17 protein-coding genes are annotated in these 16,943 nt (G+C 65.0%); 13 read left to right on the top strand and 4 right to left on the bottom strand.

Going from position 1 to position 16,943, the window contains the following annotated elements; translation table 11 throughout:
* Positions 1–93 precede the first annotated feature (93 nt).
* Positions 94–507, top strand: a complete 414-nt coding sequence (arfB, locus tag AC0GNR_RS08805; protein WP_472900581.1) for an alternative ribosome rescue aminoacyl-tRNA hydrolase ArfB — start codon at positions 94–96, stop codon at positions 505–507.
* Between the two features lie 10 nt (positions 508–517).
* On the opposite strand, the gene AC0GNR_RS08800 is transcribed toward arfB, so the two are convergent.
* The gene (locus AC0GNR_RS08800) at positions 518–1,003 is read right to left on the bottom strand and encodes an NUDIX hydrolase (protein ID WP_472900580.1); all 486 of its coding nucleotides are present in this window, start codon (positions 1,001–1,003) and stop codon (positions 518–520) included.
* A 487-nt stretch (positions 1,004–1,490) separates the two neighbouring features.
* On the opposite strand from AC0GNR_RS08800, the gene AC0GNR_RS08795 reads away from it, so the two are divergent.
* From AC0GNR_RS08795 to AC0GNR_RS08780, 4 genes are all read left to right on the top strand, one after another.
* A complete protein-coding gene (locus AC0GNR_RS08795) occupies positions 1,491–3,122 on the top strand; it encodes a Re/Si-specific NAD(P)(+) transhydrogenase subunit alpha (protein WP_472900579.1) in 1,632 nt (543 codons plus the stop codon).
* A 57-nt stretch (positions 3,123–3,179) separates the two neighbouring features.
* Positions 3,180–4,601, top strand: coding sequence for a Re/Si-specific NAD(P)(+) transhydrogenase subunit beta (gene pntB, locus AC0GNR_RS08790; RefSeq protein WP_472900578.1), 1,422 nt, complete (start codon positions 3,180–3,182; stop codon positions 4,599–4,601).
* A 225-nt stretch (positions 4,602–4,826) separates the two neighbouring features.
* Complete coding sequence (locus tag AC0GNR_RS08785) at positions 4,827–6,515, top strand: long-chain-fatty-acid--CoA ligase (protein ID WP_472900577.1); 1,689 nt, start codon at positions 4,827–4,829, stop codon at positions 6,513–6,515.
* A 64-nt stretch (positions 6,516–6,579) separates the two neighbouring features.
* Positions 6,580–7,332, top strand: coding sequence for a 5'-methylthioadenosine/adenosylhomocysteine nucleosidase (locus AC0GNR_RS08780; protein WP_472900576.1), 753 nt, complete (start codon positions 6,580–6,582; stop codon positions 7,330–7,332).
* 120 nt (positions 7,333–7,452) lie between these two features.
* Here the strand turns inward: AC0GNR_RS08780 and corA are convergent, their stop codons facing one another.
* Positions 7,453–8,439, bottom strand: a complete 987-nt coding sequence (gene corA, locus AC0GNR_RS08775; RefSeq protein WP_472900575.1) for a magnesium/cobalt transporter CorA — start codon at positions 8,437–8,439, stop codon at positions 7,453–7,455.
* A gap of 208 nt (positions 8,440–8,647) precedes the next feature.
* Positions 8,648–9,886, bottom strand: coding sequence for a patatin-like phospholipase family protein (locus tag AC0GNR_RS08770; protein WP_472900574.1), 1,239 nt, complete (start codon positions 9,884–9,886; stop codon positions 8,648–8,650).
* Positions 9,887–9,980: 94 nt separating this feature from the next.
* On the opposite strand from AC0GNR_RS08770, the gene AC0GNR_RS08765 reads away from it, so the two are divergent.
* The 4 genes from AC0GNR_RS08765 (at position 9,981) to hprK (ending at position 13,408) form a co-directional block, all read left to right on the top strand.
* Complete coding sequence (locus AC0GNR_RS08765; protein WP_472900573.1) at positions 9,981–11,204, top strand: MFS transporter; 1,224 nt, start codon at positions 9,981–9,983, stop codon at positions 11,202–11,204.
* 152 nt (positions 11,205–11,356) lie between these two features.
* Positions 11,357–11,686, top strand: a complete 330-nt coding sequence (gene hpf, locus AC0GNR_RS08760) for a ribosome hibernation-promoting factor, HPF/YfiA family (RefSeq protein WP_304833866.1) — start codon at positions 11,357–11,359, stop codon at positions 11,684–11,686.
* A 136-nt stretch (positions 11,687–11,822) separates the two neighbouring features.
* Positions 11,823–12,293: a PTS sugar transporter subunit IIA gene (locus tag AC0GNR_RS08755; RefSeq protein WP_322305180.1), complete on the top strand. Its 471-nt coding sequence runs from the start codon at positions 11,823–11,825 to the stop codon at positions 12,291–12,293.
* A 164-nt stretch (positions 12,294–12,457) separates the two neighbouring features.
* A complete protein-coding gene (gene hprK / locus AC0GNR_RS08750) occupies positions 12,458–13,408 on the top strand; it encodes an HPr(Ser) kinase/phosphatase (RefSeq protein WP_439114843.1) in 951 nt (316 codons plus the stop codon).
* Positions 13,409–13,708: 300 nt separating this feature from the next.
* Here hprK and fur read toward each other — a convergent pair whose 3' ends face one another.
* Positions 13,709–14,143, bottom strand: a complete 435-nt coding sequence (gene fur, locus AC0GNR_RS08745) for a ferric iron uptake transcriptional regulator (RefSeq protein ID WP_439114842.1) — start codon at positions 14,141–14,143, stop codon at positions 13,709–13,711.
* 191 nt (positions 14,144–14,334) lie between these two features.
* Here fur and AC0GNR_RS08740 point away from each other — a divergent pair, with 191 nt between their 5' ends.
* The 4 genes from AC0GNR_RS08740 to AC0GNR_RS08725 are packed head-to-tail and all read left to right on the top strand — an operon-like array spanning position 14,335 to position 16,898.
* Positions 14,335–14,934, top strand: coding sequence for an outer membrane protein assembly factor BamE (locus AC0GNR_RS08740; RefSeq protein WP_472900572.1), 600 nt, complete (start codon positions 14,335–14,337; stop codon positions 14,932–14,934).
* Entirely contained in the window at positions 14,931–15,752 is an 822-nt protein-coding gene (gene dapB, locus AC0GNR_RS08735; protein WP_472900571.1) for a 4-hydroxy-tetrahydrodipicolinate reductase, read from the top strand. Before AC0GNR_RS08740 ends, dapB begins: the two co-directional genes overlap by 4 nt.
* Positions 15,753–15,765: 13 nt before the next feature.
* Entirely contained in the window at positions 15,766–16,437 is a 672-nt protein-coding gene (locus AC0GNR_RS08730) for a MotA/TolQ/ExbB proton channel family protein (RefSeq protein WP_439114839.1), read from the top strand.
* Between the two features lie 5 nt (positions 16,438–16,442).
* On the top strand, positions 16,443–16,898 hold the full coding sequence (locus tag AC0GNR_RS08725; RefSeq protein WP_472900570.1) for an ExbD/TolR family protein: 456 nt from the start codon (positions 16,443–16,445) through the stop codon (positions 16,896–16,898).
* Positions 16,899–16,943: the final 45 nt, after the last annotated feature.

Raw genomic sequence — 16,943 nt, 5'->3', positions numbered from 1 at the left:
GGCGTGCGGCCACAGCCTTGGTGGGCGGTGCTTGCCTCGTCACCGCCGGTGCCCCCTACGCTACCCTTGTACCGTCCCCCACAGGTATTCCCCATGACCCCGCTCAATTGCCTCCTGACTTTTGCCGACGTGGAATTCACCGCGATCCGCGCGCAAGGCGCGGGTGGTCAAAACGTGAACAAGGTGTCCAACGCGGTGCATCTGCGCTTTGCCATCCACGGCTCGCCGTTGCCGGTCGCCGTCCAGGAGCGTTTGTTGGCACTGAGCGACCAGCGCATCACCACCGAAGGCGTGGTGGTGATCAAGGCCCAGACCAGCCGCAGCCTGGAGCACAACAAGGCCGACGCGCTGGAGCGGCTGCAGGCGCTCGTTGACAGCGTGGCCACGGTGCCCAAGGCGCGCAAGGCCACCAAACCCACCTTTGGCTCGAAACAACGCCGCCTGGCCGGCAAGGCCACGCGTTCGCAGGTGAAGCAGTTGCGGGGACGGGTTTCGGGCAGCGATTGACTGGGCGGCTTCAGCGCAAGCCGCTCAGCACCGAGGCGTCGGTGGTCACCACATCCAGCGGGTAGCGCCGGCCAGCCAGGTGGTCTTCCATGCACTGCAACACCAGGGGGCTGCGGTGGCGCGCGGCGCTGGCGCGCAGTTCGTCGGGCGTCATCCAGAGGGTGCGCACGATGCCGTGGTCCAGGGGGCGTTCTGGTTCAAAGGCACCCAGTTCGCCGCAAAAGGCGAAGCGCAGGTAGGTGATGTCTTCGCCGGTGGCTTCGCGCTGGAAACGCGACAGGTACACGCCCACCAGGGCGGTGGGCGTGAACCGGTGCGCAGTTTCTTCCAGGGCTTCGCGTGCCACGCCCTGGGCGGGGCTTTCGCCGGGGTCCAGGTGGCCGGCCGGGTTGTTCAGCCGAAGCCCCTCGGGGGTGTGTTCTTCCACCAGCAGGTAGCGGCCGTCGCGTTCAATGATGGCGGCCACGGTGGCGCTGGGTTTCCAACGGTTGTTCATGGGCGGATTATCGACCGGCCTACCCACGCCGTGCTGAAGCCCTGTCACGCTGGATCTTTGCAAAATATCAGTAATGACTTATAAACAGAAGAGCATTGTTTCAAAATGAGATTTCATGCGCTGGCGCCGAAGATTTCAAGCCGCAGCGGGGAAGAACCCTGAGCGGCTTCGAACAGCTTTCAGTTAAGCTGCGCCAAATTACATTTCAACCGCGCGAGTGAGGAGACATTTATGTTGATTGGCGTACCCGCCGAGACCCTGGAGGGCGAGGCCCCCACGGCCGTCGCACCCCAGGCAGCCAGGCTACCCCGATCCCATGGCCGTACCGCGCCAGTACGGGCTCACGCCGGTTTGGCCGCTGACTGAAATCGCTTGGGCCGGCGAGCCGGCTGCGCATGCCCTTCGGCCTGGCCTTGTCGCGCTGGGCTGACGCCTGCCCCGTTTTTCCCGACCCCCTTCTGATATCCCTGCATCAAGGACCTTCCTTATGACTTCTGGCGCATCGACCGAAACAGCCGCAGCCAGCGCGGCCGCACCCACACCGCAGCGCATCGGCGTACCGCGTGAAATTTCCCCCGGTGAAAAACGCGTGGCCACCGTGCCCGAGGCCGTGGCCAAGCTGGTCAAGCTGGGTTTTGCCGTGGTGGTGGAAAGCGGCGCGGGCGAGCTAGCCCAGCTCAGCGATGCCGACTACGTGCAAGCCGGCGCCAGCATTGCGCCCAACGCCGCGGCGCTGTGGAGCGGCAGCGACATCGTCTTCAAGGTACGCGCTCCCACGCCCGACGAAGTGGCGCTGATGCACGCAGGCCAGACGCTGATCGGCTTCCTCTGGCCAGCGCAGAACCCCGAGCTGATGCAGCAAATGGCCGCGAAACAGGTCACGGCGCTGTCGATTGACGCACTGCCACGCACGCTGAGCCGCGCGCAGAAGATGGACGCGCTGACCTCGATGGCCGGTGTCAGCGGCTACCGCGCCGTGGTCGAGGCGGCCAACGCCTTCGGCCGCTTCTTCAACGGCCAGATCACCGCCGCGGGCAAGGTGCCGCCGGCCAAGGTGTTCATCGCTGGCGCCGGCGTGGCCGGTCTGGCCGCCATTGGCGCGGCCGCCAGCCTGGGCGCCATCGTGCGCGCCAACGACACGCGCGCCGAGGTGGCCGACCAGGTGGTCTCGCTCGGCGGCGAGTTCGTCAAGGTCGACTACGAGGAAGAAGGCTCGGGCGGTGGCGGCTACGCCAAGGTCATGAGCGAAGGTTTCCAGCTGGCCCAGCGCGAGATGTACGCTAAACAGGCGCGCGAGGTGGACATCATCATCACCACCGCGCTGATTCCCGGTAAACCGGCGCCCAAGCTGATCACCGCCGACATGGTGCAGAGCATGAAGCCGGGCAGTGTGATCGTGGACATGGCCGCTGAGCAAGGCGGCAACTGCGAGCTCACCGTGCCCGGCGAGGCGGTGGTGCGCCACGGCGTGACCATCGTCGGCTTCACCGACCTGGCCTCGCGCATGGCGCGCCAGTCGTCCACGCTGTACGGCACCAACCTGTTCCGCCTGACGGAAGAGCTGTGCAAGACCAAGGACGGCGTGATCAACGTCAACATGGAAGACGACGCGATCCGCGGTTTGACCGTCATCAAAAATGGCGAAATCACCTGGCCTGCGCCGCCCATCGTGGCCGCACCCAAGCCAGCGCCCAAGCCCGCAGCTGCGGTGGCTGCCAAGAAAGGCCACGGCCACGGCGAAGCGTCTGGCCCCATGCCAGCGGGCAAGCTGGCCATCGTCGCCGGCGTCACGGCGGTGCTGTTTGCACTGGTGGGTGCTTATGCCCCGGCCGCGTTCCTGTCGCACTTCACGGTGTTCGTGTTGGCGTGTTTTGTGGGTTACATGGTGGTGTGGAACGTGAAGCCCGCGCTGCACACGCCGCTCATGAGCGTGACCAACGCCATCAGCTCCATCATCGCCATCGGTGCGCTGGTGCAGATCTCGCCGATTGCCACCTCAGCCGAACGGCCCAACACGCTCATCATCGGCCTGTCCGCGCTGGCCCTGGTGCTGACCGCCATCAACATGTTCGGCGGCTTTGCAGTCACCCAGCGCATGCTGGCGATGTTCCGAAAGTAATGACTTCGGGGGCAGATCTTCAGCTCTGTCCCCGACTGATTAAGAAAAGAGATATTCATGTCTGCAAGTCTGGCCACGGTCTCCTACATCGGCGCGACCATCCTCTTCATCCTCAGCCTGGGCGGCCTGTCCAACCAGGAAACCGCGCGCCGCGGCAACCTCTACGGCATGGTCGGCATGGCGCTGGCTGTGCTGGCCACGGTGTTCGGCCCGCAGGTCACCATGGCCGGTGTGCCCTGGATCGTTGGCGCCATGGTGGTCGGCGGGGCCATCGGCCTGACTGCTGCACGCAAAGTGCAAATGACGCAAATGCCCGAGCTGGTGGCGCTCATGCACAGCATGGTCGGCATGGCCGCGGTGCTGGTGGGTTATGCCACCTATGTTGACCCCGAAGCATCGAAAAACCTGGACAGCGCAGCCCACGCCATCCACGCGATGGAAATCTACATTGGCATCTTCATCGGTGCGGTCACCTTCTCGGGCTCGGTCGCTGCCTTTGGCAAACTGTCGGGCCGCATCGGTGGCAGCCCCCTGCTGCTGCCTGGGCGGCATTGGCTGAACCTGGCCGGTCTGCTCGCGGTGATCTATTTCGGCCGCATGTTCCTGCAGGCCGAGACCATCGAAGCAGGCATGTTCCCGCTGTTCGTCATGAGCGCCATTGCGCTGCTGTTCGGTATCCACATGGTGATGGCCATCGGCGGCGCCGACATGCCGGTGGTGGTGTCCATGCTCAACAGCTATTCGGGCTGGGCCGCCGCGGCCACCGGCTTCATGCTGAGCAACGACCTGCTGATCGTCACCGGTGCGCTTGTGGGCTCCAGTGGCGCCATCCTGTCTTACATCATGTGCAACGCCATGAACCGCAGCTTCATCAGCGTGATCGCCGGCGGATTCGGCACCACCGCCGCCGCGCCCAAGCCGGCGGGTGGTGCAGCGGCCGAGCCGGTGGGTGAGGTGAACCCCATCCTGGCCGCCGAGACCGCCGAGATGCTGCGCGAAGCCAAGAATGTGATTATCGTCCCCGGCTACGGCATGGCCGTGGCGCAGGCGCAGCACACGGTGTTTGAAATCACCAAGCACCTGCGTGAAAAGGGCGTGAACGTGCGTTTTGGTATTCACCCGGTGGCGGGCCGCATGCCCGGCCACATGAACGTACTGCTCGCCGAAGCCCGGGTGCCCTACGACATCGTGTTTGAGATGGACGAACTCAACGACGACTTCCCCGACACCGACGTGGCCATCGTCATCGGTGCCAACGACATCGTGAACCCGGCCGCGCAAGACGACCCGACCAGCCCGATCGCCGGCATGCCGGTGCTGGAAGTGTGGAAGGCGCGCACCTCCATCGTGATGAAGCGCAGCATGGCGAGCGGCTACGCCGGCGTGGACAACCCGCTGTTCTACAAGGACAACAACCGCATGTTGTTTGGCGACGCCAAGAAGATGCTGGACGAAGTGCTGGTGGCTTTGAAGAGCTGAACGCACACTCGATCTGTTTCACAAGACGGGGGCCTTTGGGCCCCTTTTTTGCGTCGCGTCAAGAAAGGCTTCGGGTACTGTTTTTCATAGCACGCCAGCGCGAGCAACCAAGGGGTTAACCTGGCCTGTCAGTCGTTCGTAAGGGAAAAACACGATGCCCAGCGGCCTCGTGGCGAAAGACAATGCGCAGTTGTCGAAAACCCACAAAAGATCTGGAGATACCGCATGACCGAACCGACGGCCGACCGTCCCTGGCTGGGCGCCTACCCCGTGGGTGTGCCCGCCGACATCGATGTGGCCCAGTACCCGTCGCTGGTGCATCTGATGGAAGAAAGCTTCCAGAAGTACGCCAGTCGGCCCGCCTACAGTTTCATGGGCAAAGAGCTCACGTTTGGGCAGACCGACAGTTTTTCGCAGGCGTTTGCCGCCTATTTGCAGGGCCTGGGGCTGGTCAAGGGCGACCGAGTGGCCATCATGATGCCCAACGTGCCGCAGTACCCGGTGGTGGTGGCTGGCATCTTGCGTGCTGGCCTGGTGGTGGTGAACGTGAACCCGCTCTACACCCCGCGCGAGCTGGAGCACCAGCTCAAAGACGCTGGGACCAAGGCCATCGTGATCGTGGAGAACTTTGCCACCGCGCTGGAGCAATGCGTGGCCAACACACCGGTCAAGCACGTGGTGCTGGCCGCCATGGGCGACATGCTGGGCCTGCTCAAGGGCGGCGTGGTGAACTACGTGGTGCGCAACGTCAAGAAAATGGTGCCGGCCTTCAGCCTGCCGCAGGCGGTGCGTTTCAACGAAGCCATTGCCCGGGGCACGCGCGGCACCTTCAAGCGCCCGGACATCAAGCCCGACGATGTGGCGGTGCTGCAGTACACCGGTGGTACCACCGGTGTGAGCAAGGGCGCGGTGCTGCTGCACCGCAACGTGATTGCCAACGTGCTGCAGTCCGAAGCCTGGAACCAGCCGGTGATGAAGCAGGTGCCCGCCACCGAGCAGCCCACCAGCGTGTGCGCCTTGCCGCTGTACCACATCTTCGCCTTCACGGTGAACATGATGCTGTCCATGCGCACCGGCGGCAAAACCATTCTGATTCCCAACCCGCGCGACCTGCCCGCCGTGCTCAAAGAACTGAGCAAGCACACCTTCCACAGCTTTCCGGCCGTCAACACCTTGTTCAACGGCCTCGCCAACCACCCCGACTTCAACACCGTCAATTGGGGCAACCTGAAGGTTTCGGTGGGCGGTGGCATGGCCGTGCAGGGGGCGGTAGCCAAGCTTTGGCTGGACAAGACCGGTTGCCCGATTTGCGAGGGCTATGGCCTGTCAGAGACCAGCCCGTCGGCCAGCTGCAACCCCACCACCAGCACCGAATACAGCGGCACCATTGGTGTGCCGCTGCCCAACACCTGGATGAAATGCCTGGACGACGATGGCATGGAAGTGCCGCTGGGGCAGCCTGGCGAGATCGCCATCAAAGGACCACAGGTGATGGCCGGCTACTGGCAGCGGCCCGACGAGACCGCCAAGGTCATGACGCCCGATGGTTTCTTCAAGAGCGGCGACGTGGGCGTGATGGACGCGCGCGGCTATTTCAAAATTGTGGATCGCAAGAAAGACATGGTGCTGGTGAGCGGCTTCAACGTCTACCCCAACGAGGTGGAAGACGTGGTGGCCCAGCTGGCCGGGGTGATGGAGTGCGCCGTGGTGGGTGTGCCCGACGACAAGTCGGGTGAGGCCGTGAAGCTGGTGATTGTGAAAAAGGATCCGGCCCTGAGCGAAACCCAGGTGCGCGATTTCTGCAAAGCCAATCTCACCGGTTACAAGCAACCCAAGGTGGTGGAGTTCCGCACCGAGCTGCCCAAGACACCGGTGGGCAAGATCCTCCGCCGCGAATTGCGCGACAAGAAGTGACGCAGCCACTGCGACACCATGACAGGGCGGCTTCGGCCGCCTCCGTCTTTTCAGGAGCCCCCGAATGACCCGTACCGCTGTTGTTGCCGCCTTGCACGACGAACTCGCCAGCGTGCTCGCGCTGATGCCCGACGAACACAAGCAGGTGGTGGGTGGGCGCGAATTCTGGGTCGGGCACCTACACGGGCAAGACGTGGTCGCGGTGCTCAGTGGCATCGGCAAGGTGGCTGCGGCCACCACCGCCACATTGTTGATCCAGCACTTCGGTGTGCAACGCATCGTGTTCACCGGTGTGGCCGGCGGCCTGGGCGCGGACGTGCAGGTGGGCGATATGGTGCTGGCACGCAGCTTTTTGCAGCACGACATGGACGCGTCGCCGCTGTTCCCGCGCCACGAGGTACCGGGCTATGGCCGAGCGCGTTTCGAGGCCGATGCGCCGCTGACCGACGCGCTGGAGCTGGCTTGCGAGCGCATGCTGCACACGCTGCCGCCGCAACTGGGTGCCGAGGCCGTGGCGGCCTTCGGCCTGAAAGCACCGCGCTTGCACCAGGGCCTGCTCATCAGCGGCGACCGCTTTGTGGCCACCACCGCCGAGAGCCAGGCGCTGCAGCGCGAACTGCCCGACGCGCTGGCGGTGGAAATGGAGGGCGCGGCCTTTGCGCAGGTGTGTCACGACTTCGGTGTGCCCCTGGCGGTGGTGCGCACCATTTCAGACCGTGCCGACGACACCGCGCATGTGGACTTTCCGAAGTTCTTGCGCGAAGTGGCCAGCCGCTACAGCGGCGCGGTGACCGAGGCCTTGTTCAGCGACCGTTGATTGACCGGCGCGCGATGCCCCCAGCCAGAACGCGGCGCAACCGGCTTTGCCGGGGCGCACTGCGTTGCCCCTTGAGGGGCGGAGCCGGTGACACGAAGTGAACCAGCGATGGGGGTGGTCTCACCGCAACCAGCCCCGCTTGCGGAAATACACCATGGGCACGATGGCCGACAACACCATGAGCCCAATGGCCAGCGGGTAGCCATAAGCCCAGTCCAGCTCGGGCATGAAACGAAAATTCATGCCGTAGCTGCTGGCCACCAGCGTGGGCGGCAGCAGCGACACACTGGCCACCGAGAAAATCTTGATGATCTTGTTCTGGTTGATGTTGATGAAACCGACCGTGGCGTCCATCAAGAAGTTGATCTTGTCGAACAGAAAAGCGGTGTGGCTGTCCAGCGAGTCAAGGTCGCGCAAAATCTGCCGTGCGTCTTCAAACTGCTCGGCGCTCAGCAGGCGGCTGCGCATCATGAAGCTCACGGCGCGCCGGGTGTCCATCACGTTGCGGCGGATGCGACCCGACATGTCCTCGTTGCGCGCGATGGCCGACAGGGCTTCGCTGAGCAGGTTGTCCGAGGCGTTGCTGTTGAGCACCTTTTTGCTCACCGTCTCGATCTCGTCGTAAATGTCTTCCAGCGTGTCGGCGCAGTATTCGGCGTCGGCGTCAAACAGCATCAGCAGCACGTCTTTGGCGTCTTCGATCAGGCCGGGCATGCGGCGTGCGCGCATGCGCAGCAGCCGAAACACCGGCACGTCTTCGTCGTGGATGGAAAACAGCACGCCTTTGCTCTTGAGCGAGTCGTTGTGCTCGTTCAAGATGAACGCCACGCGGATGGCGCGTGGGTCTTCTTCATCGTCGATCAAGAAGTCGCTGCGCACATGCAGTTCGCCGTTGTCTTCTTCAAAGAAGCGGGCCGACTCCTCGATGTCCTCGTCCATCGCGTCTTCGGGAATCGACAGGCCAAAGTGCTGTTTCACCCAGCGCCGCTCTTCGGGGGTGGGGGCTTCCAGGTCGACCCAGATGGGCTTGAACTGCGCCAGTTCTTCGAGCGACTCGATTTCTTCCTGAAACAGGCGGCCGTTGGCCAGGGTAAATACGTTGAGCATGTGGGCGCTCCCGGCGTGAGAGGGTCTGAGGGAAGCGGGGCGCTCGTGCGCCCCCGGGGCGGGTGGGGTGGCGCTTTCAGCCGGCCGTTCGCCTGACCTCAGCGTCCGCGCGTTGGGCGGGGCTCAGACGGGAGCGGGTGGAGCTGAAAGCACACAACTGGGAGGTGTGCTGTCCATGGGGTGTCGCTGGGTTGAAAACTGCCGTCGATTATGGCACTGCAGGCCGCTGGTTGTGGCTCGGCGGTGCGTTCAGAAACAGCATCAATTCGTCTTTGCGCCGCCAGGCGTCACCCTCACCAAGTTCGATCAGGGCGGTGACGAAGTCGGGCTCAAACAGCAGGTAGCTCGCCAGCGCAGCGGCGCTGCCGGCAGCGCCCCGCCCGGTGTCCAGCGCACCCAGCCCCACCAGGGTGTTGCGCGTGGGCCGGGGCAGCGAGCCCATGTATTTGTGGGCCAGTTCGTCCAGCGAAAAGCTGGGCTGCAGCGCCAGCACCTCGACCGGGCGGTAGGGCAGCGCCGCCGCCAGGTGGGGCGGCAGCCGGGCCAGCGTCTGGCTGACCCGCTGGGTTTGCTCCACGTCAGACTGCAGCGTGTCGTGAAACACGCTGGCCATGGCGTGGCCCGCAATGGTGCCGGCGGTGGGTTCGTTACTGACCCGGGCGGCCATGCCCGAGCGCGTGGGTTGGCCCACGCCGATCACCAGCACCCGCCGGGCACCAAAGTGAATGGCGGGTGACAGCGGAGACAGCTGGCGCATGGAGCCGTCGCCAAAGTGTTCTTTGTGCCCGTCCACCCACAGTGGTACGGCCGGAAACAGGAAGGGGATGGCGCTGGACGCCATCAGGTGTTCGATGGTGATAGGTTGAAAGTCGGCGCGCCGGCCCGGGCGGTGCCAGGGTTGCACCGGGCTGTCCGTGCGGGTTTGGCAAAAGGTCCAGTGTTCGCCTGACGTGTAGCTGGAGGCGGTGACGCCGAGCACGTCGATGTGCCGCTGCTCCAGCGCCTGTTCCAGTGCTTGGAGGTTGATGGCCTGGTGCAGCGTGTTCACCAGGGGCAGGGTGTCCAGCAGGGCGCGGTGGCGGCGCACTTGGCGCGCCAGCGTCCAGCCGGCCACCAGGCGGTTGGCACGCACCCAGCCTGGTGCGTCCAGCCGGTACACCTGTTCGGAGCGCAGGCCGCGCCAGAAGCCTGCCAGCTGCGGCAGCGCTGCCAGGCCCAGCGCGGCGTGGCTACCCAGGTAGGCGGCATTGAGCGCACCCGCCGAGGTGCCAAACAAGCACCGAAATGGAAACGGCGCTACAGCGCCAGCATGGCTGGGTGTGGTGGTACCCAGCATGGCGGCCAGCGCCTTCAACACACCCGCCTGGTACGCCGTGCGGGCGCCACCACCCATGAGCACCAGCGCACAGCCGTCGACCTGCAAGCCGGGCTGTTCGGTTGCCAACATGTTGCGTGAGATCAGGGTATCGAGTGACAACGTGGTTGGCCTGGTGACCCGGCGCCAGCGGCGCCTCGGATACATTGGGTTGTTACCCAAAATCATGACACATTCTCATCTCACCCCTGGCCGCGAACGCTGGCTGTTGCTGACCATTGCCGGCATCCAGTTCACCCACATCCTCGACTTCATGATCATGATGCCGCTCGGGCCGCAATTCACGCGGCTGTTTGGCATCACCGACGCGCAGTTTGGCTTGCTGGTCTCGGCCTACACCTTGTCGGCGGGTATTTCAGGCCTGGCGGCCGCCACCTACGTGGACCGGTTTGACCGCAAGCGCCTGCTGCTCACGCTGTACGTCCTGTTTGCGCTGGCCACGCTGGCCTGCGGGTTGGCGCCGGGGTATGGGTTCCTGATGGTGGCGCGCGTGGCGGCGGGCATGTTTGGCGGCGTGTTGTCGGCACTCTCACAAACCATCGTGGCCGACGTGGTGCCGTTCGAGCGCCGCGGTCGCGCCATGGGCATCGTCATGTCGTCGTTCTCGTTCTCCACGGTGGCCGGTGTGCCCATTGGCTTGTTTCTCGCCTCGCGCCTGGGTTGGCAAGCGCCGTTTATCGGTATCGCTGCGCTCAGTGGCGTGTTGGCCGTGGGTGCCGCGTTGACCCTGCCCAGGCTGAACCAGCACCTGCTGGTGAAAGGTCGGCCGTCCATCTGGCGCGGCATCGGTATGGTGCTGAGCGAGCGCAACCACCAGCGGGCGTTTGCGTTTTCGGCGCTGCTCATGTTCACCGGCTTCACCATCATTCCCTTCATCACCATTTACATGGAGACCAATGTGGGTGTGCGCCCCGATCAGGTTCCGTACATTTATCTGTGTGGTGGGGCGGCCACGCTGATCACGGCGCGGGTGTTTGGCCGCCTGACCGATCGCATGGGCAAGGTGCGGCTGTTTCGCTGGCTGGCCCTGGCGGTCACCGTGCCTATCATGGCCATCACGCTCATGCCCGCCCTGCCGCTGTGGGCGGTGCTGGCCGCGTCCACGGGGCTGTTTGTGTTGCTCAGCGGCCGCATGATTCCCGGTATGGCGCTGGTCACCGGTGCGGCCACACCGGCCTTGCGCGGTACCTTCATGGCGCTCAATGCATCGGTGCAGTCTGCGGCCATGGGCCTGGCGTCGTTTCTGGGCGGTCTCATCATCAGCCGCGATGCCAATGGCCTGGTGCAGTACTACTGGGTGGCGGGCTTGCTTGGCGTGTGCGCCAGTCTGGCGGCGGTGGTCATGTCGCGCCGCCTCAAGGTGCACAGCACGCCCAATGCCCCTAGCTGAATGACAAGGTTCGCATTTTCACGCTTTGTTGCACTGCAAGCTTGCGCTGCACCCCGTTCATGGGCATAGTGGATTCAAGGCATCCCCGTCGCCGCCGGGAGGTCTGCCCACCCGGCGGCTTGTGTCAACCCGGAGCATAAGGAGGCTCATGTATGAACCTGACGATCAGCGGTCACCACCTCGAAGTCACCCCCGCCTTGCGCGGTTATGTCACCAGCAAACTCGAACGCATATCCCGACACTTTGACCAGGTGGTCGATATCAAGGTGCTGCTCACGGTAGACAACCTCAAAGAAAAAGACCTGCGCCAGCGCGCCGAGTGCAACATCCACGTCAAGGGCAAAGACCTGTTCGCTGAAAGTGCCCACGCCGATCTGTACGCCGCCGTGGACGACTTGGCCGACAAGCTGGACCGCCAGGTGCTGCGCTACAAGGACAAGGCGCAAGACCACCACCACGAGGCCGCCAAGCGCCTGATGTAAACCCCGCGAAGGGCCGCTAGAAGCGGCTCTTATGTTGCACTGCAGCAAGCCGCTTGAAAAGTCAAGCGGCTTTTTTGTTGCCAGAGTCTAGCCAACGCCGCTCAACTCGGCATAATTTGCGGTCCAAGAGGCCCACATGAACCGACTATCTGCCATATTGCCCGCCGCGCAAGTGCTTGTGAGCGTCGACGCGACCAGCAAGAAACGTGCGTTTGAAGAAGCGGGCTTGCTGTTTGAAACCCTGCACGGCCTGAACCGCGCCCTGATCACCGACAGCCTGTTTGCGCGCGAGCGCCTGGGCTCCACCGGTCTGGGCCACGGCGTTGCCATTCCCCACGGCCGCATCAAGGGTCTTAAGCAGCCGTTGGCTGCGGTGTTCCAGCTGGGCAGCCCCATCGGGTTTGACGCGCCCGACGAGCAGCCCGTGCAGCTGATGATCTTCTTGCTGGTGCCCGAAGCGGCCACCCAGAAACACCTGGAGATCCTGTCCGAAATTGCCGAGCTGTTGAGCGACAGCGCCCTGCGCGAGCAGATGAAAACGTCTGGCGAAGCAGCGGCGTTGCACGGTCTCATCACGTCCTGGCAGTCGGCACACGCCGCCGCCTGAACGTGGCGCTTCGCTGCTGCGTGCTGCAAGGCCGCGCGCGAAGCCGGCTGGCGTGCCGAATCCACACCAACAGCCCCTGCATGGGGCTGTTTTGCCTTGTGCGGCACCGCGCAAGCTCAACACGCTGGCGGTAACTGTCTGCCCTTGAGTGAAAGTGATCTGACATGAAACCCACCGTCGTCAGCGCAGACGTCCTGTTTGAAGACCACCGCGAAGCCCTGAAGTGGCAGTGGGTGGCTGGCTTGGGCGCCTCTGAGCGGCGCTTTGATGAGGTGGCCATTCGCGAGGCCCGCTCGGGTGCCGACCTGGTGGGCTACCTCAACTACATCCATCCCTACCGGGTGCAGGTGTTTGGTGAGCGCGAGGTGGCTTACCTCACGAGCGCCAACGACGACGACAACCGCCGCCGGGTTTCGCGCATCGTGACGCTGGAGCCGCCGGTGCTGGTGGTGGCCGACGGCCAGACCGCACCCGATGCGCTGCTGGCCATGTGCGAACGGGCTCAAATCCCGATGTTTTCCACCACCGAATCGGCGGCCTTTGTCATCGATGTGTTGCGCGCCTACCTCTCGCGCCACTTTGCCGACCGCGCTTCCATGCACGGCGTGTTCATGGACATTCTGGGCATGGGTGTGCTGATCACGGGCGAGTCGGGTCTGGGCAAAAGCGAACTCGGGCTGGAGCTGATTTCACGCGGCCACGGCTTGGTGGCCGACGACGCGGTGGACCTGTACCGTATCAACCAGACCAGCATCGAAGGCCGTTGCCCCGAGTTGCTGCAAAACCTGCTGGAAGTGCGCGGCATTGGTCTGCTCGACATCAAGGCCATCTTTGGCGAAACCGCCGTGCGCCGCAAAATGCGCCTCTCGCTGATCGTGCACCTGGTGCGCAAGGAGACCATGGAGCGCGACTACGAGCGCATGCCGCACGAGCCGCTGTACCAGGACGTGCTGGGCGTTCCCGTGCGCAAGGCGGTGATTCAGGTGGTGGCCGGGCGCAACATCGCGGTGCTGGTGGAAGCGGCGGTGCGCAACACCATTTTGCAGTTGCGTGGCATTGACACCTACCAGGAGTTCGTTTCGCGCCACCGCGCGGCCATGTCGCGGGGAGAGTGAGGAGCAGCTGCCCCCACGCTCCCCACTGCGTGCGGTTCGCTGCCCCCCGAGGGGGCTGGCCTTGCTTGGGGCGGCCCGGCGCTGCGGCCTGCTGCCCCCACGCTCCCCACTGCGTGCGGTTCGCTGCCCCCCGAGGGGACTGGCCTTGCTTGGGGCGGCCCGGCGCTGCGGCCTGCTGCCCCCACGCTCCCCACTGCGTGCGGTTCGCTGCCCTCCGAGGGGGGCTGGCCTTGCTTGGGGCGGCCCGGCGCTGAGGACTGCTGCCCCCGGGCTGCCCGCTTCCCGTGGTTCGCTGCTCTCTCAGGCCCTTTTGGTGCGGTGCTGGCAGTCGGTCTTGGTGCAGTTGGCGTAAAGCGAGAGCGCGTGCTCTTGCAGCACAAAGCCACGCGTCTTGGCCACCAGGTGCTGGCGTTTCTCGATCTCTTCGTCGAAAAACTCTTCCACGCGGCCGCAGTCCAGGCACACCAGGTGGTCGTGGTGCTGGCCTTCGTTGAGTTCAAACACGGCCTTGCCCGACTCGAAGTTGCTGCGGGTGAGCAGACCCGCCTGTTCAAACTGCATCAGCACGCGGTACACGGTGGCCAACCCGATGTCGGAGCGGTCTTCCAGCAGCACGCGAAACACATCCTCGGCGGTCATGTGGCGCTGCTTGGCGTTTTGAAACACCTCCAGAATCTTCAGTCGCGGAAGCGTGGCCTTGAGCCCCGTGCTTTTGAGTTCTTCGATGTTGGTCATGGGAGGGCAGGGTGCAAGGGGTGGGGTGGCCGCCAGCGGCAGGGCCGCCGGGCTGCCGGCGTGTGGGGGCCGGGCCTGCGGGCTGCTGTACCCCGGGGCTACAATGTTTGGATCATATCGCCAGCGCGCGCGATGTGCAGCATGGCCATACTGCTGGTGGCTGTACCACGCGCCTTTCACGGTTTGCCCACATGCATCACCTCACACCTCCTCGCTCTTCTTTATATGAGCGCCTGCCGCGTCTCAGTCGCCCGGGCCGTGTGCTGTGCGCCCTGAGCGCCGTGCTGGCGCTCACCGCCTGTTCCAGCCTCGGTGACCGCATGCCCAGCATTGGCAGCCTGGTGACGCCCTACAAGATCGACATTCAGCAAGGCAACGTGGTCACGCGCGAGCAGGCCCAGGCGCTGCAGCCTGGCATGTCGCGCCTGCAAGTGCGCGATATTCTGGGTTCGCCGCTGCTCACCAGCGTGTTCCACGCCGACCGCTGGGACTACGTGTTCACCTTCAAGCGCCAAGGCCAGCCGCCGCAGCAGCGCAAGCTGGCGGTGTTTTTCAAGGGCGAGGTGATGGAGCGTTTTGAAGGCGACGAGCTGCCCACCGAGGCCGAGTTTGTGGCCTCGCTGGACGTGCGCCGCAAGTCCGACAAGCCGCCTGTGTTGCAGGCCACCGAAGCGCAGCTGCAAGCGTTTCAGGAACGCAACGCCAAGACCGCGCAAACCCCACCCACGCCGCCCACCGTGGCGCCCGGCACCAGCTACCCGCCCCTGGAAACCCCGGGAGCTGCCCGATGAGCGCCACCACTTCAAGCCCGCTGCGCATTTGTGTGGCCGGCGCCAGTGGCCGCATGGGCCAGATGCTGGTGGACGCGGTGCGTGCCAGCGGCGACTGCGCGCTGTCGGGCGCGCTCGACATCGCCTCCAGCCCAGCCCTGGGCCAGGACGCGGGTGCCTTTGGCGGTCAGTCCACCGGCGTGAACATCACCGCCGATCTGGACCTGGGGCTGGCCGGTAGCCAGTGCCTGATCGACTTCACCCGACCCGAGGGCACGCTGGTTCACCTGCGTGCGTGCGTGAAGCACGGCGTGAACGCCGTCATCGGCACCACCGGTTTCAGCGACGAGCAAAAAGCCGAAATTGCCGAGGCCGCGAAGTCCATCGCCATCGTCATGGCGCCCAACATGAGCGTGGGCGTGAACGTGACGCTCAAGCTGCTGGAGATGGCGGCCAAGGCGCTGTCCACTGGCTACGACATCGAAATCATCGAAGCGCACCACCGCTACAAGGTCGACGCGCCCAGCGGCACGGCCCTGAAAATGGGCGAGGTGATTGCCGACGCTTTGGGGCGCGACCTGAAAGACTGCGCCGTGTACGCCCGTGAGGGCGTGACCGGTGAGCGCGATCCGTCCAGCATCGGTTTCGCCACCATCCGCGGTGGCGACATCGTGGGCGACCACACGGTGCTGTTTGCCGGCACCGGCGAGCGCGTTGAAGTCACGCACAAGTCGAGCAGCCGCGCCACCTACGCCCAGGGCAGCCTGCGCGCGGTGCGCTTCCTGGCGGGCAAGCCCGCGGGCCTGTACGACATGTTCGACGTGCTCGGCTTGCGCTGAGCGGTCTGCACCCATGGGCATTCTGGACACGCTGGCGCAAGCCGACGCCCTCGGTCGCGCCGTGGCCCTGCTGTTGCTGGCCATGTCGGTGGCCAGCTGGGTGGTGATTGTGTGGAAGAGCTGGCTGCTGCACCGCGCAGCCCACGACGTGCGGCTGAGCACCGCCGCCTTCTGGCAGGCCAGCGACCTGGACGACGCCGACAAGCGGCTCGCAGCCTTTGACGCCCGCCAGTTGCTGCTGCCGCTGCTGCGCGCCGCCCGCGGCCTTGGCGGCGCCCCGGCCCACACGCTGGCCGCCGCCGGCGACCGCTCGCAGCAACTCACCCGCGTGCTGCGCGACGCTTTGCACCGCGTCCTGGCCCGGCTGCAATACGGCCAGGTGCTGTTGGCCACGGTGGGCTCTACGGCGCCTTTCGTGGGGCTGTTGGGCACGGTCTGGGGCATCTACCACGCGCTCACCAGCATCGGGCTCGACGGCGGTTTTCGCATCGAGCAGGTGTCGGGCCCGGTGGGCGAGGCCCTCGTCATGACCGCGGCCGGCCTGGCCGTGGCCATTCCGGCGGTACTGGCCTACAACGTGCTAGGCCGCAAGGTGGCCGAGATTGAGGCCGAGCTGGAAGGTTTTGCGCGCGACCTGCGCGAACTGCTGTGCCACACGGGCACACAGCCAGCGCCCACGGCCTGAGCACCATGGCCTTCGGCAGACTGGAAAAACCCGCCGGCCACCGGCCCATGAGCGACATCAACGTGACCCCGCTGGTGGACGTGATGCTGGTGCTGCTGGTGATCTTCATTTTGGCTGCACCCCTCATGGCCAGCCGACTGGCGCTGGAGCTGCCCCAGGTCGAAGCGGCCGGCACAGAGGTCCCGGACGCACCCGCCGCTTTCGTGACCCTGAGCGTGGACGCGCAAGGCCAGGTTTACTGGGATGACCAGCCCCTGAACGCTGACGCCTTGCGCCAGCGTCTGCAAGCCACCGCCGAGCGCGACCCGGCCACCGAACTGCAGCTGCGCGCCGACACCGCCGTGCCCTATGGCCGCGTGGTGGCGTTGATTGCGTTGGCCCAGGCGGCGGGTCTGTCGCGCATCGGTTTTGTGGCCGATCCATCGACGGTGGCCGCCTCGGTGCCCGTGCCAGCCCGCTGAATTTCGCCGGGGGTTCCCAAGGCCTAAAATTGTGGGTTACCGTCT

This window comes from Hydrogenophaga sp. LT287 (genome assembly GCF_055702805.1).
This window is presented reverse-complemented; position numbering and strand designations above follow the sequence as displayed.

Bases quoted from the DNA above. Each gene is read 5' to 3' on its own strand.
- arfB (WP_472900581.1), top strand. From the start codon at position 94: ATGACCCCGCTCAATTGCCTCCTGACTTTTGCCGACGTGGAATTCACC.
- AC0GNR_RS08800 (WP_472900580.1), bottom strand. From the start codon at position 1,003: ATGAACAACCGTTGGAAACCCAGCGCCACCGTGGCCGCCATCATTGAA.
- AC0GNR_RS08795 (WP_472900579.1), top strand. From the start codon at position 1,491: ATGACTTCTGGCGCATCGACCGAAACAGCCGCAGCCAGCGCGGCCGCA.
- pntB (WP_472900578.1), top strand. From the start codon at position 3,180: ATGTCTGCAAGTCTGGCCACGGTCTCCTACATCGGCGCGACCATCCTC.
- AC0GNR_RS08785 (WP_472900577.1), top strand. From the start codon at position 4,827: ATGACCGAACCGACGGCCGACCGTCCCTGGCTGGGCGCCTACCCCGTG.
- AC0GNR_RS08780 (WP_472900576.1), top strand. From the start codon at position 6,580: ATGACCCGTACCGCTGTTGTTGCCGCCTTGCACGACGAACTCGCCAGC.
- corA (WP_472900575.1), bottom strand. From the start codon at position 8,439: ATGCTCAACGTATTTACCCTGGCCAACGGCCGCCTGTTTCAGGAAGAA.
- AC0GNR_RS08770 (WP_472900574.1), bottom strand. From the start codon at position 9,886: ATGTTGGCAACCGAACAGCCCGGCTTGCAGGTCGACGGCTGTGCGCTG.
- AC0GNR_RS08765 (WP_472900573.1), top strand. From the start codon at position 9,981: ATGACACATTCTCATCTCACCCCTGGCCGCGAACGCTGGCTGTTGCTG.
- hpf (WP_304833866.1), top strand. From the start codon at position 11,357: ATGAACCTGACGATCAGCGGTCACCACCTCGAAGTCACCCCCGCCTTG.
- AC0GNR_RS08755 (WP_322305180.1), top strand. From the start codon at position 11,823: ATGAACCGACTATCTGCCATATTGCCCGCCGCGCAAGTGCTTGTGAGC.
- hprK (WP_439114843.1), top strand. From the start codon at position 12,458: ATGAAACCCACCGTCGTCAGCGCAGACGTCCTGTTTGAAGACCACCGC.
- fur (WP_439114842.1), bottom strand. From the start codon at position 14,143: ATGACCAACATCGAAGAACTCAAAAGCACGGGGCTCAAGGCCACGCTT.
- AC0GNR_RS08740 (WP_472900572.1), top strand. From the start codon at position 14,335: ATGCATCACCTCACACCTCCTCGCTCTTCTTTATATGAGCGCCTGCCG.
- dapB (WP_472900571.1), top strand. From the start codon at position 14,931: ATGAGCGCCACCACTTCAAGCCCGCTGCGCATTTGTGTGGCCGGCGCC.
- AC0GNR_RS08730 (WP_439114839.1), top strand. From the start codon at position 15,766: ATGGGCATTCTGGACACGCTGGCGCAAGCCGACGCCCTCGGTCGCGCC.
- AC0GNR_RS08725 (WP_472900570.1), top strand. From the start codon at position 16,443: ATGGCCTTCGGCAGACTGGAAAAACCCGCCGGCCACCGGCCCATGAGC.